This window comes from bacterium, from assembly GCA_023228325.1.
In the GTDB taxonomy this organism is placed as follows: Bacteria; Auribacterota; UBA6266; order UBA6266; family UBA6266; genus UBA6266.
The window spans coordinates 1,155,402-1,181,445 of record JALOBK010000001.1 but is presented as its reverse complement, the minus strand read 5'-3'; the positions used below and the strand labels follow the sequence as shown (position 1 = coordinate 1,181,445).

Here is a 26,044-nt window from a genome sequence, read left to right as displayed (position 1 = left end):
AAAATGAAAAAACCTCTTATAATCTCTTTTTTATTTTTGGCTGTGCTGTTACTGATTGTGTGCGGTCTCGGAAAACGATTTACAGAATCCGCTCCTTCCCTGCTCGGGTCCGTTCACAAAATAACGACTTTCTCCAGGACAGATGCCCTGAAAGCCGACCTGTCTTTAAAAGAGGCTATGTTTTATTCCCCGCTGGACAACGGAAGCGTGCAGTGCGGACTCTGTCCGCGGCGGTGCGTACTCAAGGAGAGCCAAAGAGGCATATGCAGAGTCAGGGTCAATTACGGGGGTAAACTTTATTCCCTGGTTTACGGCAAACCCGTATCCATTCATATCGATCCCGTAGAAAAAAAACCCCTTTACCATTTTCTGCCGGGAAGCATGTCTTTTTCGCTTGCCACGGCCGGCTGCAATCTAAGCTGTATGTTCTGCCAGAACTGGGAGATCAGCCAGTCTTACCCCGAAAATACGCGCCATTTTAACGTTCCGCCGGAAGAAATTGTTTCAAACGCATTGAAAGAAGGCTGTGAATCGATAGCATTCACTTACACAGAACCCACCGTATTTTACGAATATATGCTTGATACGGCAAAACTTGCAAAACAGAAAGGGCTGAAGACCGTCTGGATAACATGCGGATTCATAGAAGAAGAACCCTTAAGGGAATTATGCGGATATCTCGACGCCGCAAATGTAGACCTGAAAGGTTTCAGCGAGAATTTTTACAGCGAATATACCAATTCATCCCTGCGGCCGGTGCTGAAAACTTTCAAAATACTTAAAGAAGAAAATGTACATACCGAATTGACAAATCTGATAATACCCGGCGTTAATGATTCCGAAAAACTGATAAATGACATGTGTTCATGGATTGCGGCAAATATCGGCACGGAAATGCCCGTTCATTTTTCAAGATTCTATCCCCATTACCAGCTGAGAAACAGGCCTCCGACGCCTGTAAAAACACTCCTGGAAGCAAAAAAAATAGCCGAATCAAAAGGCATAAAATATGTTTATATAGGAAATGTCGCGGGAGAAGGCCTTTCCGACACATATTGTCCCAATTGTAAACGCATGCTGATAAAAAGATCGGGATATTACATCGAAATCAATAATATAAAAGACGGGAAGTGCAAATATTGCGGAGCCGGTATACAGGGAGTGTGGGACTTTTAAAATACACCTTTTTTCGCCTTGAAAAAATCGCGGCTGTGGTATATATTCTTGCTCAATCCTAATGCCCACGTAGCTCAACTGGCAGAGCAGCGCATTCGTAATGCGCAGGTTATCAGTTCAAGTCTGATCGTGGGCTCCAGATAAGCAGATTGAAAATTTTATGATGGTGGCCAGAGACGGAATCGAACCGCCGACACAAGGATTTTCAGTCCTCTGCTCTACCTGCTGAGCTATCTGGCCGCAAAGTTCTTTTTAAAGAGGGAAGAAATAATATTATATTAATACTATACTGTCAATGTATTTAAAAATCACTATTTAATTTTACATATAAAATTAAAAGAAGTATAATTAATTATAATGAAAACCAAAAAAACCGAAAAAAAACCCGTTAAAAACAAAGGGAAAGAGCTTATAAAAGACATTTCCCTCTTATGGGTACTGATGACCGCTTCCGACGGCTCCGTTGCTATGGGAGAACTTAACTGCCTGAACGATTTCCTGCAGGCAAAAGGCGCAACCGAAGACGATATAGATGAGATATACCATTTTGTTTCCGTTGAAATGGAAAAATCGCCCGGTGTGGAAATAATAGAGAGAATCAGCGAATCCTATACCGTCGCGGAAAAGATGTCTATAGTCACGGCGGTAAAAAAGCTTTCCGGCTCTGATAAATCTTTTGCGCCCGTTCAGGAAAAACTCATTAAGGAAACCTGCTCCTTTTTAGGGCTCCAGGAAGCGGATATTATATAAATTTTCCCGGAAAATCTCCATAGCAGTCCGGCATATTCTATTATTATATATTATGGAAAAGGATAAGGATAAAACCGTTATAATAGCCGGAGCCGGTCTTCGCGGGTTGTCGGCAGCTTACTATCTTTGCAAAAAAGGTGTTTCCCCGATCGTATTCAGCCCTGCGAAAAATCCGGGCGGGATATTACAAACCGTTAAATCCGGCGAAAACATCTTCGACGTATATCCCAAAAACCTTGCATTGCAGTCTCCTGAATCACTGAAAATGTCACGGGACCTTTATCCCGGGGGAATAAAGACAATAAGCCTGCGTCCTGTATTTTTTACTGAAACCGGATTCAAGACTTATCCCGAAAACCTCATGTCCGTCATAAAGCTCCTGGGCATACCCGGGAGTTTATCATTCCTCTTAAAAAGGTTTGGCGCCCCGGACAGGAGGAGGGGCTCGGAAAACACATTGGAATATCTTGCGGCAAGACATATCGGAGAAAGATTATACGGGCTTTTTATCAGGGCTTTTCTGGAAAAGATGTTCGGCGCGCCCTGTAAAAACCTGAGCCCTTTCTTATGGGCAAACCTCAGTTCTTTCCTGGTCCCGATAGAGCAAAACGGTCTCACTTCGGGAAACAATACTTTTTACCCGGATAAGGAACCTCTGCGGTTAACCGACAGGCTTTTTTTATATTTAAAGCGCAAAAACACAAAATTCATATTTGAAGCGCCCCTCAAAGAAACCGAGATCTCCCGGAACACAATCACAAAAATAGTGGCGGGAACAAGGGATTATTTCCCTGATAAACTGATTTTGGCATATCCGGTTCATAATTTTATAAATTCAATTATCTCTCTGATTCCCCAAAACGTCAGGGACGCGTCATCAAGCCTGCGCGCAAGAAACCTTTTATGCGTCAATATCTTAATTAATGCTCCGGGCCGGGCCGGACGAGGACCCGTATTCATATCCAACCCCGGGATAGGCGCTTCAATAGCCCATTTTTTCTTTAACGCCGGAAGGAATGACACCTGTTCGGGCATAACTTTATTATATTTCTGTGACTCCAAAGATGAACTGTGGGATAAAACAGATGAAGAAATAACAAACAAGGCATTATATGAACTGAAAACAATGGCTCTTGCTGAGCCGAAATTATTTATAAGAGCGGACGTCCATCGATTCGAAGAAGCGCTTCCCGTATATGAAGCCGGCTTTGAAGACAAAATAAACATAATCAAAAATTATTTTAACCGGATAAAAAACATCCGATTATGCGATCCTTCACCCGTTCCGGGGTTTGTGGAATATGAAATGGCGAGCGGCATAAAAGCCGCAAAATCAGCGGTGGAATCTATATAGACAGCAGAACATAAATCCTGCCGTCATACCGGTATCTTATAAGTTCCCGGCCCTGAGGTAAATCGGGCGCGTCTTCCGCCCTTGTTATTATATACATATTCCCGCGGTCCTTAAGGATCCGGCTGAGCTCATCCGGTTTTATTACCGGGAGCGGCCCGCCCAGGTAAAAAATGAGTTCGGCATTCATGAACTTATAGGTATATATATCCCGGATATCTATCTTATCTTCCTTTATCTTGTCCGCAAAGCCCTTAAAAGAAGAATCCGGATATATTTTTTTATGAAGAAAGAAAGAATCGGCAAGCGCTCCCGCCGTCACCGCCGACACAAGGACACAGGTTATTATCATAAGATATTTTTTCGCGCTTTTACGCTTCGCGATATCACCGGCAAACCAGCCTGTTATAAGCGCCATGGGAGGAAACCCCAGCAAAGCATAATGAGGCTGCTTGTTGGGCGTTAAAGATAAAAGCACCAGCGAAACAAAAAACCATACCAGAACAAAAAGCATCTCCCTGTTTTTTTCCTTTTTTACCAGCGCAAAAAAAGCCGCCGCGTACATAAATACCGTCCAGGGGGCAAAACAAATAAAAAGAGTGTATAAATAGTAATAAAAAGGGCCCGGGTGGTCTATCCCTTTGATAAATGCTATTTCAAGTTCATCTCTGAATACCGCGGATGCTATTCTTTTTTCATGGAAGACGGCAAGCAGATACCAGCTTGAACTGAGGACGATACACAGCAATATGCCGGCGGGATTAAGCCATTTCTTGAATTCATCGAATCTTTTCATCAGCAAAAGCAATGTCAGAAAAGATACAAACGGGATAACAAAACCGGCGGGGCCTTTGAGATTAACGGCCACTGCCCCGGCAATGTACCCCAGAATATAAAATAACCGCTTTCTTTCCCGCGAAGAAAGCGCCAGATACCAGAACATCTTCGTGAATAAAACACAAAGTAAAAGGGCCATATCAATTTCAGCCAGCCGTGAATGTTTTATAAATTGAAATGCCGTAATCATCACAAGCGATGAAACCCGGGCTTCCAGTCTCCCGAAAAGCCTTATACCGAGAAAGAAAAGACCCAAAGCGGCTATATAGGCAAACAGGACTGAAGGAAACCTGGCGCTGAACTCGTTTATTTTTCCAAAACATTTATATGACAAAGCGACTATCCATGTCATGAGAGGAGGTTTCTTTAATCTCGGGGCGCCGTTAAGCGTGGGAATAAGCCAGTTGCCGTCCTCCAATGCTTCCCTGGCGGTAACGGCAATCCTCGCTTCCTGTGTCCTTTCAACGGGGATATTCCAATATCCCGCGAATGAAGTAAGAATAAAAACCGCGGTAATTACAAGTATATCGAATTTATAATCTGACAAAAAAGTCTTCAACTTCTTTTACCGTGTTTTAAATATCGCAGGGTCAAACAACTCTTTTCTTATGGATAAAATACAAATTGCGGAAATACACTACGCTGTTAAAAAGATAACCAAGGATAAAAAACGGGTCTCTTACGTAGAAAAGACCGTATGCCAGGAGAAGAAGGCTTCCTATAATGCTTAGATACCAGAAGGAAACCGGAATAACGCTTTGTTTCTTCTTTTCGCTTGCTATCCACTGGACAAGGAACCTGGAACTGAAACAAATCATACCCACAGCCCCTATTATCGCCCATGGACTTTTCAGCCTGCCCGCTATTTCAAAGAAATAATTCGCTATCTGGCTCATTTTATCTCTCCTGTTTTACTGAATAATTAAGCATCCGTTTTTTCATCCACCTGACCGCCAGCATATCGGCAAAAGATTTAAAAAGCCTGTTCCAGACACCGTATTTTGATTTACCGTACATCCTTTTCGAATGTCCGACGGGTATCTCCGCGACTGAAAAACCTTTCATTTTAAAGAGCGTCGGAAGAAAGCGGTGAAAGCCGTTATACATAACAATACTTTCGAAACACTCTTTCCTGAACGCGCGATAGGTGCACCCGGCATCGGTAATTTTATCCTGGAGCACGCTGTTCCTGATAAAATTAGCCGTCCGCGAAGACATATTTTTAATAAAACCGTCTTTCCTTTTTCCCACCCTGGTTCCGCAGACGCAATCGAAATCCCTTATTTTTTCCAGAAACGCGGGAATATCTTCGGGTTCATTTTCAAGGTCGGCATCGATAGTCATAAGGATTTCACCTCTGGAAGCTTTCATTGAAGCGTTTTCAGCCGCGCTTTCCCCGGAATTTTTTTCAAATTGAAGGCAGCGCAGGGACGGGCATTTTGTTTTCGCTTCAATCATCGCTTTCCATGAATTATCCGTACTGCAGTCATCCACCATAATTATTTCATACTTGCAATTTTCTTTCCCCATAACTTTAACGATACGATCCACCAGAATGGGGATATTATCTTCCTCATTGAAAACGGGGACACAAATTGAAAGGTATACGCCTGTCTCGGAATTTTTCATATTATCTTCCTGTAAATTCCTTGATGCATCCCGCCACAAAATCAATCTCTTTTTCAGTCAGATCGGGGAACATCGGAAGAGACAATATCTTATCAACGGCTTCTTCCGTTTTCGGCAGGGATATATCTCCAAAAAGATTTATTATCGCCGGTTGTTTATGGACAGGAACGGGATAATGTATGCCGGTCCCGATTCCCTTCTGCTTAAGGAAATCCCGAAGTTTGTCCCTATCGGCAACTTCTATTACATACATATGGAAAACATGCTCTGATAATTTCCTGATTTCGGGAATTTTTACCACTCCCTGCAGCAGAGATGAATACCTTGCCGCATGTTTCCTTCTTTTTGCGTTTAACTCATCAATAACCCGAAGCTGGCACCGGCCGACAACTGCCTGAATCTCGTTGAATCTCATATTGAAACCAATCTCATCATTGAAAAATTTACTTTTTCTGCCATGATTCCTCAGCGCAACCACTTCGTCGGCAAGAGAATCGTCATTTGTGGCAATTCCTCCCCCGTCTCCATATACGGTAAGGTTTTTTGACGGGTAAAATGAAAAACCCGAAGCTATCGTAAGGCTGCCTGCCTGCTTGCCGTTATATTTTGCTCCGATGGCCTGCGCGCAATCTTCAATTATAAACAACCCTTTTTCTTCGGCGATAGCCATTATCTCTTCCATGTTGGCAGCCTGTCCGTACAGGTGAACGGGCAAAATACCCGCGGATTCCGGAGTTATTTTTTTCCTCAGGTCATCAGGATCCATACAATAAGTTTCATCAATATCGACAAAAACCGGCTTTAACCCGACATGGCATATCGGCTCCACGGAAGGAAAAGCGGTCAGGGACGGGAGAAGGATTTCTTTTCCTTCTTCGATATTCATGGCCTTCAATAGAAGATAGACCGCGGATGTCCATGAATTTGAAAGGACAAACCTTTTCACACCCAGATAACAGGCAAGCTCTTTTTCAAACGACCCGGACTCCGGCCCTAAAATAAAATTACCCGAATCAATAACCTTCAGGATACTATTTCGGATTTCCTGCGATTCATATACTTTTGACAATGGTATTTTTCCCATTTCCTGAACCTTCCTTTCAAGCTAAATCAATAATTCCGCCGGATTTCGAGGATTCATACGCCGCTTCAATTATTTTTACCACATTATAACCGTCCCATCCGCCGGCCAGCGGTTTTTCCCTGGTCTTTACACAATCAATAAAACTGTTCAACTCCAGAACAAGAGGTTCCGCCTGCATTATTTCCTGCGTGATAACCTCTCCCTGAGTCGCAACCCACGTGTTCTTATTTCTTATATGAGTATTCTTGTATATCTTAATTTTGTCCTGAGAGGAACTAAAATCACACTCCAGCGTGGCCTCAGAGCCGATGATTACAACCTCTCTCTTTTTATGCGGCCGAAAATAATTTGCTCTTACTTCGGCTTCCGCATTTTCATATATCAAAGACACCCAGGAAGCATCATCCATGCCCCTGCCCAGGTTATCATTAAGCCTGGCTAAAACTTTCTTCGGCACACTACCCATAAGGTAATTGAACAAATCAATAAAATGCAGCGAATCGGACCATGTGACTCCCGCATCCATTCTCGGCCTTTTAAAACCGTAAAAATTCCCTATCATCCACTGGATTTTTCCCAGAACCCCTTCCTTTATCTGCTGAACCATAAATGCCGTTGCGGGGTCAAAGCGGAAAACATGTCCCACCTGAAGGATCAGTTTCTTTTCTTCGGCGGTTTCAGACAGCTTCTTACATTCCGAAGATTTTAGAGTGAGAGGTTTCTCGATAAAAACATCTTTTCCTTTCTGCATGGCTTTAAGGCATAAAGAGTAATGGGTATCGGCAGGAGTGACAATATCCACCGCGTCCACTTTATCAATGAAATCATCCAGAGAACCGGAAAAATTCTTCTCGGGAATATTGTTGTCCAACGCATATTTTTTTGACTGCCCGGAAGGATCCGCCACAAAAACCTCGGCGTTAAGCATCTTAAGTATTCTTAAATGGTTGCTTCCCCACCTTCCCAAACCCGCAAGTAATATTTTCATTTTTAATGCTCCATAAGTACATTTAATTTTTAAACTTAAGTTAGATATATTACTGCATTTAAACGGGAACTTTCAACATAAAACATTATATCTTGACAAATAATTCTTCAGGTTTTATCGTAAGATACTGGAAATTAGAAAGTAAGAGAAGAGGGAAGGGTTCATGAAAGGCGAAAGACGCAGATTCCAGCGTTTAAAGATTTCGGGCACTATAAAAGTTTTCAAAAAGGGGTTTATCGGCAAAAGCGAACCCATACATGTCCATATATCCGATATATCACGGGCGGGAGCTAAAATCGTAAGCGCCGTTTCTCTGAATCAGAATGTCAACGTAATACTTGCTTTTAAGTCAAAAGACATGATTAATCCCATTGAAATCAAGGGGAAAACACTGTGGTCAAGACCGCTCGACCTTAAAGGAAAACAGTTTATCATGACCGGCATAAAATTCTCAAAGACCTGCGATAAGGAGTATGAAGATATCGCCACAATGCTCATAGCTCACCTGGGGTGATAATACGTCTTGAATTAATGACAATAAACTAATATAATGTCTTTATATAAAAGACTTGAATATTTTTTCATCTTTAACTATAATTTGCAGATAAATTAAAAAAAAGGAGTGTGGAATGAAGAAATTTGTTTGTTTGGCAGTTTGTATCGCTTTTGTTCTTTCTCTTTCTGTTCCTGCTTTTGCGGTGACAAGCAAGAGAGAAAGAGGCATGCCTTACCAGGGAACAGATCATCCGAAGATCAACCCTTCAAGTGTTAAACAGAAAACATCTGATACCCTTGGTAAAACTGAAGGCAAAAAACTTGAACGCACACCCGGCGGAGCAAGAGACTGGGCAGCTGACCGCAGGACAGAAGACCAATCTACAGCCCGCCCTTCCGGACGTCAGCATGTAGAAAACTGGAAAACAAAAATCTGCAATAAAATAGAGCGTAAAGAATAAATTTTTCATTGGTTTTTTCGCCCCGGTGGCTTATTGTCACCGGGGTTTTTTTATTTTGCCAGCCGGATTGATTGTGCTGTATAATCTTGCCAACCTTAAACTATAACGAAAGGAAGCAGTATGAGCAGCCGGACTTTTTTCTTCATCATAATCTTTCTTATTGCCGCAACCTCAGGCCTGGCTTCGGTCAGAAGATCCCGTTTCTCAGATATGGAAGAAAGCAACCTCGTCAAAAACGGCAATTTGCAAGGCGGGACTGAAAGCTGGAATACATGGCAGCCGAAAGACTCCGCTGAATTTACCTTCAACAAGAGATCCGGATATCTCAACATTACAATACCTGATTCCTTTTCCCTCGCAACATGGTATCAGCCGATAAAAAGCTTTCGAAAAGATAAAACCTATAAGGCGCAATGCCTGATAAAAACAAAGGATATCCTTTCTTCAAGCCCATGGGGTGGAGCACAGCTTAAAATCGAGTTCTGGGAAAAAGGGAAATGGGCGGGATATGTAGCTTCTCCCACTATGCAGGGGACTCATATCTGGCATAAGACGGAATGCCGGTTTCAGGTACCTGACAATGTAGATGAAATACGAATATGCCCGTTCATGGTAAACTGCAAAGGCTCTGCCAGTTTTAAAAATTTTTCAATCACGATATCCCGGCCGGCCGGGATACCTGAATTCCCTGAAAACGGAAATATTGACTCATTTGGGGGATGGGAAAACATAACAGGAAAAAAAACAGGCTTTTTCCATGTGGAAAAAATAAGAAACAGATGGTGGATAATCGATCCGGCGGGAAACACATTTATTTCCATGGGAGTTAACGCGATGGCCTACAACGGCGATGAAGGACTGAATACGGGCGCAGCGCGCTATCGCGATACAGTATCCGGAAAATATGAAACACGCGGCGAATGGGCGGACAACACCATAAAAAGAATAGCGGGACTGGGATTTAACACTGTCGGCAGCTGGTCCGATGATGAAACATTTAATGCGGGCATGCCTTATACAAAGATACTTTACATGGGCGATAACGCGCTGTACCGGGGAGGCATAAGCATTGGATGTTTTGCCGATGTTTTTTCCGATGAGTTCGTTGCGTGGTGCGAACAAATCGCAGAAACGGAATGTGCCGCGAGAAAAGACGACCCTCTCCTGCTGGGCTACTTCCTTGACAATGAAATGAAATGGATGGGGGGATGGGAAGACAACCCGAAACCGCTGCTCAACCGCTATATAGAATCAGGTGAATCAAAAGGCAAAACCTGCGCTATAGAAATGCTCAAGCATAAATACGGGACTGTCGAAAAACTCAATGAGGTATACAACATCCATTCATCGGACTGGAATAATATCAACTCCCTTCCGGCGAGAAAAGGATTTTTCGATAAGGCTGTCCGAGACCAATTGGATTTCCTCGGTCTGGTGGCGGAGCGATACTTCGAAGTGACAACGAGAACTATAAAAAACTGCGACCCCAATCATATGATACTGGGCTGCCGGTATGCGTATAATACAGCAGATGAGGTATGGACAGCATCAGGGAAATTCGTAGACATAAACTCCGTCAATATATACGATCAGATCCCCGCGGAAAGAACATTGAAGCGCTGTTATAAACTAAGCGACAGGCCGATTATGATAACCGAATTCTCTTTTAAAGCGATGGACAGCGGACTTCCCAACATCAAGGGAGCGGGAACACCCCTTCTCACGCAAAAGGACAGGGCGGAATATTACACCCGTTATGTAACCGAAACGGCAAAGCTTCCTTTTCTTGTCGGTTTCCACTGGTTCAAACTGACCGACCAGCCTTATGAAGGCAGAGCCAATCCGCCCGACGGGGAAAATTGCAACTACGGAATCCTGAACGAAAAGGACGAGCTTTATGAAACACTCGGCGATGCTATGAGCAATGTTAACAAAGCCATATATAACCTGACAAAGTAGCGCTACGAATTTTCGTTTATAATCTGTATCGCTTCTGACTCGTCTTTGGCGTATTTCAGGCGTGTTCTCGCCTCCTGGTCTGTAAGCAGTTTTGCAATCGCTGCAAGTACCTGCAGGTGGATTTCCGGTGTTTTGTCGGGCGAAACAACCATGAACACTATACTGATAACATCTCCACCTGCCCCGCCGAATACGAGTTCCCCGCCTTTCGGCAATATACCAAACGCTATCCCGGGGGTTTTTATATCCGGAATTCTGCCGTGCAGTATGGCAATGCCCTCTCCAAGGGTAATCCCTCCCTGCCGCTCCCTTTCGAGGATAAAATCAAGAACCTCTCCCGAATTATCAATGTAGCCTGCTTTCTTAAGCATATCAATAAGTCCCCAGATAATCTCCCCCCTGTATTTTGCCTTAAAGGGAACTTTAACGCATTCCGGGACAATAAGATCACTGAGTTTAACACTTTCTCCCATTTTCTTTCTTATCACCTCCTCTTCACTTAAAAATTCCCCCCCGCCCGTAACCCATGAACGCCATTTCAATAACGCTCTTTCCGAAATAATTACACCGAAAATCTCGAAAATTATCAGGCCGGGCAGAATAATGCTGAGCACTGTTTCTCCCTCTTTGCCGAGTACCGTCGCGACAAAATATGCTTCTACCGCGGCGACTCCGGCCTGGGGAAGCATCAGCCTGGGCAGACAGGAGGCTATTCTTTTTTCCTGGTGCGTCAACTTACACCCCAGCCATGTCCCCCCGATTTTCCCCGTGCCTCTGGCTAATATATACGCACCGATAAAAATAAAGTTCTCGGGATGAAAAGATTCAATCTTGGCGTTCGCGCCGATAAGGGCAAAAAATACGAGGGTATACATGGAAGTCGCATTTTCAATCCTCAGGGATTTAAAAACTTCGGTACTGTAAAGATTGGCGATAAACACTCCGGCCGCGACAGCGGTGATAAGAAAAGGAAGATGCCAGTGAAGCGCCAGTCCCACCCCGAGAGAGACACATCCTGCGACTATAATAAAAATTTCAACTGAAGGTCCCGGCATTTCGGAAATCAGCCTGGATAAGAATTCGGATCCGGGAAGATAAGATTCCGGGCTGTTATTGCCCTGCGTCTTCAGCCATTTTCTTTCGACCATGAGGCGCAGCACACAAAAAACACCGAAACCAAGCAGGACCGCCAGACCTATGTCCTTTGCGACAGGGATAAAAACTTCGCCAAACCTGATAAGGCTATGGGAATTGGATAACAGCGTTACCTGGCATATAACCGAAAAAATGACTATCTCTATAACATCATCAAGCACTACTATGCCGCCCAGCATATTCCTCATGCTTCCGGCTATGCCGAGCTTATTCATGATGACAAATGTCACTGCGGGAGCGGTTGCAATCCCTATACTTCCTATAATTAACGCTGTGTTCGGGGTAAACTGCGGATATTTAAACCCGAGAAAGAAAAAAACACCTGTTATAAGCACCCATGTGGAAAGAGCCTGGATAATGCATATGATAAGGACATCGTTTCCCACTTTTTTCAACTTCGAAATGCTTAGTTCGTCTCCTATGCCGAATGCTATTATGCTCAGGAATACAAACGTAAAAAAGTGAAGGGAAAGAATAGCCTCTTTATAAGCGGGAACTTTGCTTTCTATACAGAAAAGAAGGACAGGCCCGACTACCAATCCTCCCACAACCTGGCCGACTACTTCCCCTATTTTTATTTTCTTTGTTATTTTCCCGCCGAAATGCGCGGCAAGGACAAGCAGCCCAAGGCTGAGAATCTGCATGTAAAAAACTTCAAATCTCATTTATAATATCCGCATTAAATTCTCAGAAACAAAGAAACACATTTATCAGGGGTTTCACTGCGGACCAATATCTACATTAACCCCTCTTATCATAGGGACAAACCTCACGGGCATCAGAATCTCTTTATGAAGTCCCCCGTTTTCCTTTATTACCCTGTAAAGTTCCTGATAATACGAACCGATAGGCACTATCATCACACCCCCGTCTTTCAGCTGATTTACTAAAGTTTCGGGGATTTCCTCGGGCGCCGCAGTGACTATAATCGCGTCGTAAGGAGCGTGTTCGGGCCAGCCTTTATAACCGTCGTCGCATTTAATAAAAATATTTTTATACCCGAGCCTGTCCAGCCTTTCTTCGGCGCTCCTGGCAAGAGGTTCAAGGATCTCGATTGAATAAACTTTATCAACAAGTTCTGAGAGGACGGCAGTCTGATAACCGGACCCTGCCCCTATTTCCAGAACTTTATCGGTAGGTTTCAGATACGCGGCTTCGGTCATAAAAGCAACTATGTAAGGCTGAGAAATAGTCTGGGAATGTCCTATATATAAAGGATAGTCTTCATAAGCTAACTTTCTGTATTCAGGCGGCACAAAAAGATGGCGGGGAACATCCTTCATTGCCTTAAGAACACGCTCATTCTTAACTCCCCGCGCGGCAATCTGAGTCTCGACCATTTCATTTCTTTCCCGCTGGTAATCTCCGGGGAATATCTGCGTAACAAACAACAATACCAGTATAAAACCCGCGCCTGATAAAATGGCTTTTTTCAATTATCAACACCTGATTTATTATGGTTAAAAAAACATTTAAACTGACCGGACTGCGCTCTTATCCGTTAATCGCCTTGATAAGTTTATCATTGTCTTTTGACCCCATAACCATCATGCAGACACCGCTTCCGGATGAAGTTGTCCCGTAAAGAAAATCAAGGTCTATCCCTTCATCTTTAATCTTTTCGGCAATCATGGAAGCCTCGCCGACCTTGTTCTCGGCAAGAACGGTTACCACATCTCTCATTGACGCGTTTAAGCCGGCCGTATCAAGCAATTCAACAGACTTCCCGCAGTTGTCCGTTAACAGATAAAAACAGGCCTTTTTTTCTTCCCTGAAAGCGCATATTGCTTTTATATTAACACCGCCTTTTGCAAGCTCCGAAGATATTACAAAAAAAAGCCCCGGCCTGTCACCTGTTATAATCCTGACACTTGTTTCCTTAAATGCTTTCATTTAAGCCCCCCGTTTTTCTGCATTTTATCATAAACCGAATAAATACTCTAAAAAAAAGTTTAAACAAAACCGCTAAACAGTGTATAATAAAACATTAACTTCAAATATACGCTTAATATACCGCATGATATTCTGTTATCTGAACTGCAGGAAGGGAGGCGCAAATGATTTACATTGAAGAAAACCCCGCCGGAATAAAAAAAGCAGATATAGTGGGAGGGCTGGCTTCTTATAAAGAAGCCGACAATATTTCTTTCCCCGCCCGGCAACTCAGCGAAGGGTTCAAAAAATACTATCCGGATAAATCGGCGGTTATAATCAACGGAGACAACCATTCCCCGGACGGGACAAAAGAATCATTCCTCTCCGCCGGCACAAATACGCCGGGAATATATGTTTCAACTCCGCCCGGCACACCCGGGAAAGGTTACAATTTCAGAAACATATTTGAAAAAGCCATTGAATTGGGAGCGGAATCCGTCGTGTGTGTTGATGCTGACCTAAAAAGCATCACTCCTGAATGGGTCAGTTATTTTCTGGAACCGATATATAAGGGGTTTGACTACGTGACACCCTTATATGCCCGGCACAAATACGACGGCACAATAACAAAAAACATATGTTATCCCCTCGTTTACGGCTTGTTCGGAATGAATTTAAGACAGCCGATCGGCGGCGATTTTGCGCTGTCCATAAAACTAGTCAGGCATCTCATGTCTCTTGAATGGCACAAGACAACTTTCGAATACGGGATTGATATATTCCTGAGCATGAACGCTATTGCAGGCGGTTTTAACATAGCCGAGACGGGCCTCGGAAGTAAAATCCATAAACCTTCCGCCCCTAAATTGGGCCCTATGTTCCTGCAGGTGGTAGGCACCGCCTTCAATATAATCGGAAAAAGCATCGAAAGAATCAAAAATGTGTCGGAAATACGGGAACTTAAAAAATACGGCCTCAAAGAAATGGGAAAACCGCAGGAGCTTAATATCGACAGAAAAAAATTGACGGGTAATGCCATGGAAGGGTGGAGCCAATGGAAAAATGAATTAAAAAAAGACCTTTCCCGGGATGTATACGCCAAATGGGAAAATATTTTTTCTAAAGAGCCGATTAACAATGATATCTCTCTCTGGGTACAAACCCTCTATGATATGGTGATTTCTTACCAGAAATCAGAGAATAAAGACAAAACCGTTGAAGCGATGCGCTGCCTGTGGTTTGCAAGAGCGGTGGGTTTTATGAATCAGACATGGGATTGGAGCAATGAAAAAGCGGAAGAGGAAATAAAACGCCAGGCACAAGCATTCTTCGATAACAGAAATTACCTCATAGAAAAAATATAATAAAAAGGCGGGAAAATATCCCGCCTTTTTCATATCTGAATAACTTATTCCAAAAAGATATCGTATTTTTTCAGCAATTTTACGGGATTATATGACATTTTAGCTTTCCTCAATCCGGCAACCCCGTCATCTTCTTCCCTGTTTACATATTTATATCCCGAAGCCTCATTTTCAAGAAATTCCCTGTTGATTGCCTGGTATAAACCTTTTACCAAACTTGTCGCCTTTTCCACATGGACGACAAATGTATCCGGATTTAACTCTTCGCCCAGCGTCAGCCCGCTAAGCACGCCGTTTACCTCGAAAACAGCGCCTTTAAGCTCCAGGTAATCGAAATTTTCAAGCATTCTTTTCGCCGCGCAATTCTCTTTCGCCTGCCGGGGGGTAAGGCCGCATTCTTTTCTCTCGCACCACTTATCCAAAAAATCAATGCAGTGTCCGGCGGTATCCTGTTCCAGTTTTATATACCTGTAGCTGTTATTCTTTTTAAACTGGTTATAAAGATTTTTTTTGCTGTGGTATTTATTTCCCTTGAGGGAAATCAGGTCGCCGGCCAGATAAATATATTCAGAATCATCGCGGTTTTCTTTTATTGAAAAAGATTTATCCCCGTTTATAACATTTTTTATAAAATTTTCCGTTGCCCCTTTTAAATGGATTCTGCCGTTCCCGGTTTTAAAATGCTTAAAAACAGCTTTTACGGATTCCAGCGGCTTTCTGTCCCCGACCGGTTCGTAAAAGAACGGGTTATTATCCTGAACGCCCGCAATTATAAGGTTTTCATCAAGAGATGATACGCTTAACTTAAGGATGTCTTTCCAGGAAAACACATTGGCAAACATAAAACCGCAACTTTCTTTTTTATACAAAGATAGATATTTTTTGAAGATATCCTTATGTCCGGGTTGTATGCTTTCAAATTCGGGAAATCCGCATAAATTCATTTTTTGAAACCTTCCTTATTCCAGCTTGCAATTTCAGTCAGACGTTTCCTGTTTTTTTCACAGCGCGTGTCTGCGGGATATCCAATCGTAATGAGATATTCAACTTTAACAAGCCTTCCAAGCCCAAGCTCCTTCTTTAATGCCCCTTCGTTGAACCACCCTACCCAGCAGGTTCCTAATCCGAGATGCGCGGCCTGAAGGCAAAAATGTTCTCCGGCTATCCCTATGTCCGTCAGGCAATAATCCGTTTTCCGGAAATATTTTCCCAAAATGTCCAGATAGATTTTCCTCCGGGACAAAACAGCGACTACAGCCGGCGCCTCCCTCAAAAAGGCATTTATCCCTACAATCCCTCTCAAAGCCGCATCACAGGCTTTTTCTCTTGTTGAAGGTTCGTCAATAACCATAAAACGCCAGGGCTGTGAATTGCATGCGGACGGCGCCAGGCGGGCAGCTTCCAGGCAGGCGATAATTTTTTCTCTCTCAACAGCCTCGTTTTTATATTTCCTGACGCTTCTTCTTTTGTCAAAAACGTCCAAAAGCATATCAATCACCTGATGCAGGCATATAAATATTCCGTTCTATAAGCTTTTTTTCTATCTTAATAAGGTTAAGGACATCCTCCTTATTGTACTCCAAAAGCAGTTCAAGCGCTTTCCTGTCACCCTCAAAAACGAATTTATCCCATAAATACAGAGCCTCCCGCCCGTCAACCCCCATTGTTGTCCTCGATATATTAAGTGTTGATTCAACCGCCTTCATTCCTCCCGTTAACCCTTCTCTCTGGCATATCCACCGCAAATCGCAGGATTCATAGATATCACGCAGGTTAATTCCGAGTCTTTTCCATATAACATTTAAATCAAAACTGTTCCCGTTATACGTAACTATCCTGGAAGCCGTTCCGGGAAGGGCCGCAATAAACTTATCCCTTGTTATGTCGGGCTTAACCATCTGGACAAAACCTCCGGCGGCGCTGAAAAATCCCAGCACCGTTATTTCTCCGGACCGGTTTGTTTCTATATCAAGATAAATGCTCATCTTCCCTCTCACTCAACCGAAATTATAATGTTTTTTTACCGCTTTGCTTATTTCCCATGTGCAATCCATTTTTTCAGGAAAGATTACAAGATCGCCGGCGCCGAATTTTACGCCCCTGCCGCCCTGTGGTGTCACTGTAACTTCTCCTTCCAATATATAGCACGTTTCCCTTTCATCGTAATGCCAGGGAAAAGAGGATGCCTCTTTTTCCCATACAGGCCAGTCGAATACCCCCATTTCAGCCAGTTGTTCTTTGGAAGGGTTATTGATTATTTTTATATCCATATGATACGACCTTTACCTGAACAGTATAGGATAACCGGAAACCTGCACATTATCAATATACACCGCGCGGGCTTCTTTGCCTGATTTTCCTCCGGCAGCCCATAAACGGCAAAGTATCCTGCCTTTCACGGCATTGGGAGGAGCCAGCGCGCTCAATTTAAATATTGCCCACATCTTATAGCATTCCGTAAGGTTTTTGCTGTCGATTTGATGACCTATAATATTCCCGTCTTTATCATACCACTCCAATGAAATCCAGGCATGGGCGATGTTCTCTTTAAGAGGTTCGCGCGGCAGGCTTTTGAGAAATGCGGCGGCATAATATGTCTTTCCAGGCTGTACGTTAAAATCCTGCCAGATACCGGATCCCGCATCTCCAATATTTTTCCACGCCCATAATTTTGCCGAATACAGAGACGTCCTTGATATGAATTTTGTGACTTCGGCTCCCGAAACAGACTGTCCCTCTTCTTCCTCCCCCCACACACTCCAGCCCCTGAAAGTCTCTTCCACGTCAAAGCCGGGATTCGTCAAAAGGTTCTCGGCAAAACAAAATGTCGGAAGAAGGATAACCGATATGATATAAAAAATTCTTTTCATACATTCTCCTGTCTGCTTTTAGATAAGCCCGTTTTCGCTGAAACTAAAATAGCTATCCAGCCCTATGATAATATGGTCTATTACAGTAACATCCACCAATGATAACGCGCTCTTTAATTTTTCCGTCATACTTCTGTCTTCCCCGGACGGACGCAAGCTTCCGCTGGGGTGGTTGTGCGCCAAAATCACATTAACAGCTTTCCTTTTTACCGCATTTTCAACAACTTTTCTCGGATACACCGGCGCCCTGTCCACTGTTCCTCTGCTTATTATATCGTCTCCGAGTATCTTGTTCGAGGCGTTTAAATACAAAACCTTCAATAATTCGTCTTTTTCCGATTGCATGGAAATGCGCAGGTAATCGCACACATCCGCGGCTGATTTAACGGATTTGTTATCAAAAGTTTTCTGTTTCAGATAAAGTTCCGCTACGTCTTTAATGACACTTATGATGTTTAGAACATTTTGTCCGACGCCGGCAACAGTTTTGATGTCATCGGGATCAGCATCAATCAAACCTTTTATGGATTTAAACTGTTTTATCAGTTTTTTCGCGAGGCTTTTTGTGTCTTTGCGGGGCAGGGCATAGAACAATATGAATTCAACAATTTCATAATCCTGCCAACCCGCAAAGCTGCTGGCTTCGTATCTTGCTCTTAACCTTTTCCTGTGTCCCAGATAATCAGAACTCATTTGTCAGTCAGATAATTTCCCGGATTTTGAAGTATATCCCTGGCGCTTTTTTCTATTTTCTGAGCTTTATCTATCATCCCTATTTTTCTAAAAAGCTTCGAGAGCAGCATGAGCATATCATACCCGTTTAAATCTTCCATTCCCTTATTGCCCTGGCGGATCCGGGCCGACGCTTTAAATAAAGAATCCGCCTCGTCATGTACCCCCATCATATAGTTATATATACCCATCAGGTCAATACAATACGCGACTCTTAAGTCATTTTCCCCGTATATTTTCCCGCTCATCTGCAGCGCTTCCTGAATCGGAAGTTCTGCTTTTCTCACATCTTCGCGGAGCAGGTATATAGCCGCCAGTTTTTTTAAAATTGACGCGATATCCGGGCTTTCACCGCCAAAAACTTCTTTTTTAATCGCCAGGGCTTTCTGAAAGTACGGTTCTGCGGCCTCTTCTTTCTCCATCGCGAGATACAGGACTCCCATGTTATTGAGAGTTACCGCCACGGAAGGATGTCCCTCACCCAGGATACCCGTTTTCATTTCCAGCGAAGCTTTGTAGAAATTTTCCGCTTCCGGAAACTTGCCCTGTTTCTTCAAAAGCCAACCCATATTATTCAGCGATACCGCTACACTCGGGTGTTCACCCCCGAAAAAATTTTTCCTGGAGGCAAGAGACCGCTTGAGTAACGGAGCGGCCTCACCAAGTTTATTCCATTTAACATACAAAACCCCCATGCCGTTGAGCGTATCGGCAATGTCGGGGTGCCCGTCATCCAGGAATTTTTCCCTTATTCTCAGAGCTTCTTTCAGATAACCTTCGGATTCTTCATAACGGCCCTGCAAAACATAAAGATCCGCAAGATTGTTCATTGTTGACGCAAGTTCAAGGCTTTCCGTTCCCAGCAAATCATGCCTGGTTTTCAGCGCCTGTTGATAAACAGGCTCAGACTCATCAACTTTTTTCAAATCTCTGAAAATAACACCCTGATTGTTCAATGACCCGCTTACGGGCAGGTTATCGGGCCCGTAAAGGTCCAACCTGATGTCCAGGGCTTCCTTGAAATATTTTTCGGCTTCCGCTAAAGACCCCTGTTCTCTTTTAAGTTCCGCTATATTATTAACCAATAAAGCCGTTTTCCCGCTTTTTTCACCAAAATTTTCTTTTATGACTTCAAGCGCCTTTGCGTAGATTTTTTCCGCTTCTTCATACCGGGCTTTTTCCGAATACACTTTGGCTAAACCGCTCATGCTTAAAAACACTGAAGGGTCTTCCTCGCCCAGGGTTTCCCTTTTTATTTCAACAGCATTCATATAACTCTGCTCTGAAAGGTCATATTTCGCGGCCCTGATATATAATTCGCCCAGATTATCAAGTATAACAGCCCTGCCTATATCCATTGTCCCCGTCAGGGCAACAGCGCTTTTAAACATTTTTTCCGCATCATCGAATTTCCCCTGATGCATATACAATAACCCTATATTGTTATATACAAGAGCCCCTTCCTTATTTTCCATACCCTCTGTCTTTTTAACCTCGAGAAGCCTGTTTAAAAGTTGTTCCGCTTCTTCATATTTTCCCGAAAAGATATAAGCCAGGGCCAGATTGTTCAGGGACATAAGAAGCCGCGGGTCATTCTGTTTCAAAAGTTTATCCCTTACAGAAAAAGCCTGTTTATGCAGAACCAAAGCCTCTTGATACCTGCCCTGCATGCTATAAAGTTCTCCCAGCTTGCTCATCGTATCGGCGGAATCAAGCTTATTTTCTCCGGGAACTTTTTCTTTGATCTGCAGGGAAGCCCTTAACAGAGCCTCTGCTTCGTCAATCTTACCCGTTCTTATATAAGTCATGGCAAGATTATCCATTATTCTGGCTACGGCAGGGTGCTCGCTTCCATAAAGAGAAATCCTTAAATCCAATGCTTCCTGAAAAAAACCGGAGGCCTTATCAAATTCACCCTGTTTATAGCAGAACAGCCCAAGATTATTAAGTGTGATTGAAATGCCGGGATGATTTTTCCCGTAAACCGACCTTTTTATATTCAACGCTTTATTATAGAGCAGTTCAGCCTGATCATAATTCCCCTGAATCTCATAAAGAATAGCCAGATTGTTCATTGTTACGGCAAGGGAGGGATTATCAGAACCAAGAATTTTTTCCTTTAATTCTATCGTTTTTTTATAATAATATTCCGCTTCATTATATTCCTTTTTGTTCTCATATAACTCAGCCAGGGAAATCAGGATCGGGGTGATACTCTTATCGCCGGACCCTAAAACTTTTTCACGTATTGAAAGGGCTCTTTTGTATAGTTCTTCGGCTTCGTCATATCTGCCGTATTCATAATATATTGACGCCAGTTTAAAAATATCTCTCGCGACAACAGGATCATTCGCGCCGTAAAGATTTTCGGACTCCGTCAACTTGTCCCGGGCTTCTTTAACCCTTTGATCTTCCTTAAGAGGATCTATAACCCCTCCCTCGGAAACCCAGTTTTGCTGAGCATAAGCCCCGCAAAAAGGGAAAATAAACAGGTATAATGCCAGTATCAGATATTTGCCCGACGACTTATCTTTTAAATCCACCATGAAACCCGCCTATGCAGATATTTGAAATGAGGTTAAAACAATATATTATCATAATCAAACACAAATTAAATAATATTATGTTCTATGCGGGCATGAAGACCTTATTTCAGTATAATATCGGGCTTCCCCGTCAGGTTATACCTGTAAACGTCCAGGTAACGGGGGTTATCCGGGTCATGGGTATTTTCCCCGGTAACAGGCGGCGCAAAAATAAAAATCTTATTTAAAACACCCGGTTCAACAGCGGCGGAAATATCCAGTTCATCACATCCCGTATCTTTATGAAACCACATATCCCCCGCCTTAATTATCAGATTGGCTTCCCGCGAAAAAACAATCAGGCATTTTGAAGCGCCGGCGGGGATGACAAATGAAAACATTACGCCTCTCGCGCAGGTTGAGGATTCCCATTCCAAAACGGCAGGCCACTCGACAGGACCTTTTTCTTCCAGGACAGGGGAAAAATACGGGTCTTTTACAGCTTCGCTGTATGCGTTAAGTGAAGGGTTCGGCCTGCCTTTGGTCATTTCCTCGTCCATTTCATACTCCAGCCCCAGGCCGCCCCTGTCTCTGAACTGATAATAAGTAATACCCTTAAGATAGGAGAGCTTTTTCTTTTTGACATCATTATAAAATTCCTTAATCCATTGAGCCTGGTCCTTAAGTCCGACGATATCGGCATCCGTATTTACCTCTCCGAGATATATCTCCTTCTGCCGGCCTTGATTTACGCGAAGCATAAGCTCGTTAAAATCAAAAAACAATTCCCACCACTGTTTTCGGGTCATCTGCCCCATTTTTTTTACCCTGCTTGTTCCCGAACTGAAATTTGATTTGGCCGGGTCATAGCCGTCATGGGGCCATCCCCAGTGCAGGGAATGGTAACTGTCATATGATATAATATCCGCAATCCTGAAAGCCGGAGCCAGTTCTTTTTCACCCATATGATATACAACATCGCTCCCTTCCGGATGAACACCGTTAAGGCACGCGTTGGTCTTGACGTTGGGAGCATATCTCTTCAGTATCTTATGGAACTTCACGAAGAAATCACTGACTTCCCCGTAAGTATTTTCTTTATTATATGTAAACCAGCACCCGTTGCACTCATGGTTTATGCGGAATATCACGTTGCCGAAAGGCCTCAGATCTTTTGCTATCTGGACAAGATGCTCATCGGGCGTATCCAAATCAAATGTCATTGTCAAAATTATATCCTGGCCGAATTTGCGGATGTCCCGCATGGATTTAAAAGGTTCACAGGCAGTGCCGCCTGTTTCTATGGCCATATACGGAAAATAGCCGTTGGTCCTCCGGTTCCTTTTATAAAGTTTGTTTTCCAAAATTCCTTTTTCAGGCCAATTTTTATCGTTAGGATGATATTCATACATCAGATTTATTGCCCTGCTTGGCCGGCCCAGTGTATTGAAAATGTAATTCTGGGGGACATACTCCCCCCTTTCGCTGCCGTCACTGAGATCCGCAGCGCACCCGGGCGCTTTCAGCAATACATATTTTATATCCACACTCGGCTACCTTTTTGTTTATGACAGGGGCTATTCACACCGGCGCGAACGCTATTCCAGCCAGATTTTCCCGTAAAACTTATCTTTCTCCGCCACTGCGTTAAGATTCATCTCGCTGTCCGTCACCCACGAAGCATGTCCATCTATATAAAGGCAGTTGATCCCCTTGCCGTGAGGCCTATCGCCTATCCAATAAGGATAATCCCACATATACGCGCATATCGAAAGATCTTTATCCTCTATCTCAAAAATTCTCCGGCCATGCGAATATCCATTGACTTCATAATCCATAACTATGGTTCCGCTGCTCGCTTTATCGCCGTAGATATCATCTCTGATGCCGACGCTGATTGTATTGTCATTCGAGGGGCAGTCATATATGCCGATATCCTCTATATATGAATCAAACCTTCTTATCAGGTCGGAAAAATTATCCCATGCGCTTCCCGAGTCGTCAACCAGATAAGGAATATAGCCGTTCTGTTCCTGAACATACATATTAAGCGCAAGTCCGAGTTGCTTTAAATTGCCGTAACAGAGCGCCTGCCTTGCTTTTTCGCGGCCGCCGCGCAGGGCGGGAAGCAGAAGGCCCGCAAGAATGGAAATTATCACGATTACCACCAGGAGCTCGATAAGGGTAAATCCCCTTAGAGAATCCCTTTTCATACCGATTCTTAAACCGGCGAGCGTTTTATAAAGGTATTTATTTTCGTTTCCGCCGGAACAGCCTTTGCCGGTTATAAAGCAATTTTTTGACGGAAGACGCATAGTCGCTTTCCTTTTACATCAGCCAATCACCGCTTTAACTTTATGCTTTTTCTTATCCCTGTGGGGAAGAATAAGATTCGAAGGCTGTTTCTTCCCGTCAACTTCTATTTTGACTTTACCATTTTTCCCGGATAAATTAAAAATTTCTATGTCATACACAGAGCCCCTGAAAGGTCTTATCATCCTGCATTTTTTCCAGCCGGAAGGCAGGCGGGGATCAATTTTAAGGCCGTCAAATTCAGGCCTTATCCCCAGCATCCATTCACAGACAGCTTTGAACATCCAGTCTACGGAACCCGTCAGCCATGTAAAAGCCCCTTCCCCGAACCTTGTATTCCCGGGGCCGATCAAATACTCGCTGAAACAATAAGGCTCCGTCTTATACACTTCAATATCCCTTTCATTATTTTGAGGCAAAAGTTTTTTTATCGTATCATACGCCTCATCCGGGCGACCGATAGTAAGGTCTGCAAAAGACTTAAATGCGCCTCCATGACAAAAGATGGCCGCATTCTCTTTGGTCCCCGGGGCAAATGCCGTAATCCTGCCGATTGTCGCGTCATACTCTGTATAAGGCGGGGTAAAAAGCGCGGGGCCGTATTCGGTATCAAGATCCTTATCTATAACATCAAGTATGCTTTTAAGCTGGTCCGTGTCGGGAAGGCCCGAGAGGATAGCCCATGTCTGCGCATTAAGCTGGATTCTGCCTTCTTTATTCTTTTTAGAACCTATCGGCTTCCCGTAATCGTTGAAGGCATAAATATACCACTGCCCGTCCCACGCATATTTATTGATAATATTCTTCATTTTTCCATATCTTGACAAACATTCTCTCTTTGTTTTTTCATCTTTAATAAAATCAGCCAGCTCTATCATATTAAGCAGTGCAACACATAACCCCATCCCCAGCCACACACTCTCCCCTTTTCCTCCGATTCCGGTCCTGTCCAGGGCATCATTCCAATCCTGTGTCCCCATCAAAGGCAATCCTCTTTTACTTTTTGCCACATCCATAAGAAATCTGGTGGCTCTTTTTGTATGCTCATAAAGGCTTGCTTTAGGCCCGTCAAAAAATTTTACTTTTTCATCTAATATCTTAAAGTCTCCCGTTTCCTTCAAATAAGAAATTAACGCAAACGGCAGCCAGATCGGGAAATCCGAAGGGGGCCTTCCTTTGTCGGAACCCGCCTCTACAGACCATCCCGCCATCGGCTGGCCGGTTTTCCACTGGTGTTCGGCAAGCATTTTTATCTTTTCTCCCGCATACTTATGGTCGAGCGGTATCATAGCCCACGCGTCCTGCGCTGTATTCCTGTACCCGAAACCTCCGTATCCCTCATGATAATATGTCGCGCTCCTCCCCCAGTGGTTATTGATATAAATCTGGTATTTCATCCACACGTTTACCGCTGAATCCAATTGTTTGTCCGGAGTTTCTATCCTTATATTTTCACATATCGCTTTTCGCCAGTAATTTTTAGTCTCTATGAATTTTTTCTCCGCAAAATCCCTTTTAAGATATGAGTTCAAAACTCTCCCTGCTTCTTTATCATCTTTAGAGATACCGAGATTTACAATGTATGTTCTGGTTTCTCCCTGTTTAAGTTTTATCCTTCCGGAAATCACGGCGGAGGAATTCAATCCCCTTATATGACGTGTACAGGAACATTTGCCTTTTTTTACCTGTTCGGGGGACGCGTAAGTCCCATAACGCCCCATAAATTTTTCAAGGTCGGTTTCAAATCCGCCGTTACTTACGCCCGCTGAAAAATAACACATATATGGCCATATTTTATTGCCCCATGGAAATTTCCCCGCAACTATGGCTTTTAATTTCGGGTCATACATGACATCGTTCATAAGGGCCGCAATATTTCTAAGCGTAAGCTCCGGTTCCCACGGACCAACCATCCACTCGACAAAATTAAACACCGTGATATCAGCCGGAACTTTCCCGTTATTGCGGATACTGACAATCCAGCATTCAAGATCTTCTTCCATAGGCACAAAAAAATCCACTTTTGCGCTTATCGAACCGAAATCAGAACTTATCGACGTATAACCAAGTCCGTGCACACACTTAAAATGCGCGGACTTTCTGACGGGGGAATACGTTGCCGACCAGAATTTCCCCGAATTATTATCCCTCACATACACATATCTGCCCGGGGTATCGCTAAGGTAATTGGCGGGCGCCCAGCGGGTTATCCTGTTATACGTGGGGTCCTTAAAAAAGTGATAGCCGCCGGCAGTTTGGGAAATTATCGAGCAAAACCGGCCGTTAGACAGGTAATTCACCCAGGGGCGCGGCGTATCGGGACGTTTAATTATAAACTCAGTATTGTCGCCTGAAAAGTTCCCGTACCGAACATAAGAATTTTTCTTTTTGACTTTTGCCATAAGTACCTTTCTTCGATTCGATGTTAGAACATGTGATATTTAAAATAAATTACTGGTTTGCTACTGGTATCTATATAC

25 protein-coding genes, 2 tRNA genes and 1 pseudogene are annotated in these 26,044 nt (G+C 43.5%); 8 read left to right on the top strand and 20 right to left on the bottom strand.

The window, feature by feature from the left end:
* The first annotated feature begins 3 nt into the window (after positions 1–3).
* Complete coding sequence (amrS, locus tag M0R36_05655; GenBank protein MCK9555281.1) at positions 4–1,176, top strand: AmmeMemoRadiSam system radical SAM enzyme; 1,173 nt, start codon at positions 4–6, stop codon at positions 1,174–1,176.
* 63 nt (positions 1,177–1,239) lie between these two features.
* Positions 1,240–1,315: transfer RNA gene (locus tag M0R36_05650), tRNA-Thr, on the top strand.
* 25 nt (positions 1,316–1,340) lie between these two features.
* On the opposite strand, the gene M0R36_05645 is transcribed toward M0R36_05650, so the two are convergent.
* Positions 1,341–1,416: transfer RNA gene (locus M0R36_05645), tRNA-Phe, on the bottom strand.
* Between the two features lie 117 nt (positions 1,417–1,533).
* Here M0R36_05645 and M0R36_05640 point away from each other — a divergent pair.
* Both M0R36_05640 and M0R36_05635 read left to right on the top strand, forming a co-directional pair.
* Positions 1,534–1,926 carry a TerB family tellurite resistance protein gene (locus tag M0R36_05640; GenBank protein MCK9555280.1) on the top strand — a complete coding sequence of 131 codons (393 nt, stop codon included), beginning with the start codon at positions 1,534–1,536 and terminating at the stop codon, positions 1,924–1,926.
* A 52-nt stretch (positions 1,927–1,978) separates the two neighbouring features.
* Positions 1,979–3,280 carry an FAD-dependent oxidoreductase gene (locus M0R36_05635; protein MCK9555279.1) on the top strand — a complete coding sequence of 434 codons (1,302 nt, stop codon included), beginning with the start codon at positions 1,979–1,981 and terminating at the stop codon, positions 3,278–3,280.
* Here the strand turns inward: M0R36_05635 and M0R36_05630 are convergent.
* Genes M0R36_05630 through M0R36_05610 form a run of 5 tightly spaced genes read right to left on the bottom strand, consistent with a single transcriptional unit; the run spans position 3,273 to position 7,815 of the window.
* A complete protein-coding gene (locus M0R36_05630) occupies positions 3,273–4,673 on the bottom strand; it encodes a glycosyltransferase family 39 protein (protein MCK9555278.1) in 1,401 nt (466 codons plus the stop codon). The genes M0R36_05635 and M0R36_05630 overlap by 8 nt on opposite strands.
* 31 nt (positions 4,674–4,704) lie before the next feature.
* The gene (locus tag M0R36_05625; protein MCK9555277.1) at positions 4,705–5,010 is read right to left on the bottom strand and encodes a lipid-A-disaccharide synthase N-terminal domain-containing protein; all 306 of its coding nucleotides are present in this window, start codon (positions 5,008–5,010) and stop codon (positions 4,705–4,707) included.
* 1 nt (position 5,011) lies between these two features.
* Entirely contained in the window at positions 5,012–5,743 is a 732-nt protein-coding gene (locus M0R36_05620) for a glycosyltransferase family 2 protein (protein MCK9555276.1), read from the bottom strand.
* Between the two features lies 1 nt (position 5,744).
* The gene (locus tag M0R36_05615) at positions 5,745–6,827 is read right to left on the bottom strand and encodes a DegT/DnrJ/EryC1/StrS family aminotransferase (GenBank protein ID MCK9555275.1); all 1,083 of its coding nucleotides are present in this window, start codon (positions 6,825–6,827) and stop codon (positions 5,745–5,747) included.
* A gap of 16 nt (positions 6,828–6,843) precedes the next feature.
* Positions 6,844–7,815 carry a Gfo/Idh/MocA family oxidoreductase gene (locus tag M0R36_05610; GenBank protein ID MCK9555274.1) on the bottom strand — a complete coding sequence of 324 codons (972 nt, stop codon included), beginning with the start codon at positions 7,813–7,815 and terminating at the stop codon, positions 6,844–6,846.
* Positions 7,816–7,978: 163 nt separating this feature from the next.
* On the opposite strand from M0R36_05610, the gene M0R36_05605 reads away from it, so the two are divergent.
* The 3 genes from M0R36_05605 to M0R36_05595 all read left to right on the top strand — a co-directional run bounded on the left by M0R36_05605 (position 7,979) and on the right by M0R36_05595 (position 10,730).
* Positions 7,979–8,329, top strand: a complete 351-nt coding sequence (locus tag M0R36_05605) for a PilZ domain-containing protein (protein ID MCK9555273.1) — start codon at positions 7,979–7,981, stop codon at positions 8,327–8,329.
* Positions 8,330–8,444: 115 nt separating this feature from the next.
* Positions 8,445–8,771, top strand: coding sequence for a hypothetical protein (locus M0R36_05600; protein ID MCK9555272.1), 327 nt, complete (start codon positions 8,445–8,447; stop codon positions 8,769–8,771).
* A gap of 120 nt (positions 8,772–8,891) precedes the next feature.
* Entirely contained in the window at positions 8,892–10,730 is a 1,839-nt protein-coding gene (locus M0R36_05595) for a hypothetical protein (protein ID MCK9555271.1), read from the top strand.
* A gap of 2 nt (positions 10,731–10,732) precedes the next feature.
* Here M0R36_05595 and M0R36_05590 read toward each other — a convergent pair whose 3' ends face one another.
* From M0R36_05590 to M0R36_05580, 3 genes are read right to left on the bottom strand one after another with little or no spacing between them, the layout of a single operon-like run.
* Positions 10,733–12,550: a PTS sugar transporter subunit IIA gene (locus M0R36_05590; GenBank protein ID MCK9555270.1), complete on the bottom strand. Its 1,818-nt coding sequence runs from the start codon at positions 12,548–12,550 to the stop codon at positions 10,733–10,735.
* A 54-nt stretch (positions 12,551–12,604) separates the two neighbouring features.
* The gene (locus M0R36_05585) at positions 12,605–13,321 is read right to left on the bottom strand and encodes a protein-L-isoaspartate(D-aspartate) O-methyltransferase (protein MCK9555269.1); all 717 of its coding nucleotides are present in this window, start codon (positions 13,319–13,321) and stop codon (positions 12,605–12,607) included.
* Between the two features lie 58 nt (positions 13,322–13,379).
* Complete coding sequence (locus tag M0R36_05580) at positions 13,380–13,778, bottom strand: hypothetical protein (protein MCK9555268.1); 399 nt, start codon at positions 13,776–13,778, stop codon at positions 13,380–13,382.
* 164 nt (positions 13,779–13,942) lie between these two features.
* Here M0R36_05580 and M0R36_05575 point away from each other — a divergent pair, with 164 nt between their 5' ends.
* A complete protein-coding gene (locus tag M0R36_05575; GenBank protein MCK9555267.1) occupies positions 13,943–15,124 on the top strand; it encodes a glycosyl transferase in 1,182 nt (393 codons plus the stop codon).
* A 44-nt stretch (positions 15,125–15,168) separates the two neighbouring features.
* Here M0R36_05575 and M0R36_05570 read toward each other — a convergent pair whose 3' ends face one another.
* The 11 genes and pseudogenes from M0R36_05570 to M0R36_05520 all read right to left on the bottom strand — a co-directional run bounded on the left by M0R36_05570 (position 15,169) and on the right by M0R36_05520 (position 25,966).
* Positions 15,169–16,068: a phosphatidylglycerol lysyltransferase domain-containing protein gene (locus tag M0R36_05570; GenBank protein MCK9555266.1), complete on the bottom strand. Its 900-nt coding sequence runs from the start codon at positions 16,066–16,068 to the stop codon at positions 15,169–15,171.
* A complete protein-coding gene (locus M0R36_05565) occupies positions 16,065–16,613 on the bottom strand; it encodes a nitroreductase family protein (GenBank protein ID MCK9555265.1) in 549 nt (182 codons plus the stop codon). The genes M0R36_05570 and M0R36_05565 overlap by 4 nt, the downstream gene beginning before the upstream one ends.
* Position 16,614: 1 nt before the next feature.
* Positions 16,615–17,109, bottom strand: a complete 495-nt coding sequence (locus M0R36_05560) for a ribonuclease H-like domain-containing protein (protein ID MCK9555264.1) — start codon at positions 17,107–17,109, stop codon at positions 16,615–16,617.
* 12 nt (positions 17,110–17,121) lie between these two features.
* Positions 17,122–17,394 (bottom strand): cupin domain-containing protein, encoded by a 273-nt coding sequence (locus M0R36_05555; protein MCK9555263.1) that lies wholly within the window; start codon positions 17,392–17,394, stop codon positions 17,122–17,124.
* Between the two features lie 12 nt (positions 17,395–17,406).
* Entirely contained in the window at positions 17,407–17,994 is a 588-nt protein-coding gene (locus M0R36_05550; protein MCK9555262.1) for a hypothetical protein, read from the bottom strand.
* A gap of 18 nt (positions 17,995–18,012) precedes the next feature.
* The gene (gene radC, locus M0R36_05545) at positions 18,013–18,687 is read right to left on the bottom strand and encodes a DNA repair protein RadC (protein MCK9555261.1); all 675 of its coding nucleotides are present in this window, start codon (positions 18,685–18,687) and stop codon (positions 18,013–18,015) included.
* Positions 18,684–21,272, bottom strand: a complete 2,589-nt coding sequence (locus M0R36_05540) for a tetratricopeptide repeat protein (GenBank protein MCK9555260.1) — start codon at positions 21,270–21,272, stop codon at positions 18,684–18,686. The genes radC and M0R36_05540 overlap by 4 nt, the downstream gene beginning before the upstream one ends.
* Positions 21,273–21,373: 101 nt before the next feature.
* Positions 21,374–22,798 (bottom strand): hypothetical protein, encoded by a 1,425-nt coding sequence (locus M0R36_05535; protein ID MCK9555259.1) that lies wholly within the window; start codon positions 22,796–22,798, stop codon positions 21,374–21,376.
* A gap of 51 nt (positions 22,799–22,849) precedes the next feature.
* Complete coding sequence (locus M0R36_05530; GenBank protein MCK9555258.1) at positions 22,850–23,008, bottom strand: hypothetical protein; 159 nt, start codon at positions 23,006–23,008, stop codon at positions 22,850–22,852.
* A 291-nt stretch (positions 23,009–23,299) separates the two neighbouring features.
* Positions 23,300–23,464: pseudogene (locus M0R36_05525) on the bottom strand (DUF1559 domain-containing protein).
* Positions 23,465–23,584: 120 nt separating this feature from the next.
* Positions 23,585–25,966: a hypothetical protein gene (locus M0R36_05520; GenBank protein ID MCK9555257.1), complete on the bottom strand. Its 2,382-nt coding sequence runs from the start codon at positions 25,964–25,966 to the stop codon at positions 23,585–23,587.
* Positions 25,967–26,044: the final 78 nt, after the last annotated feature.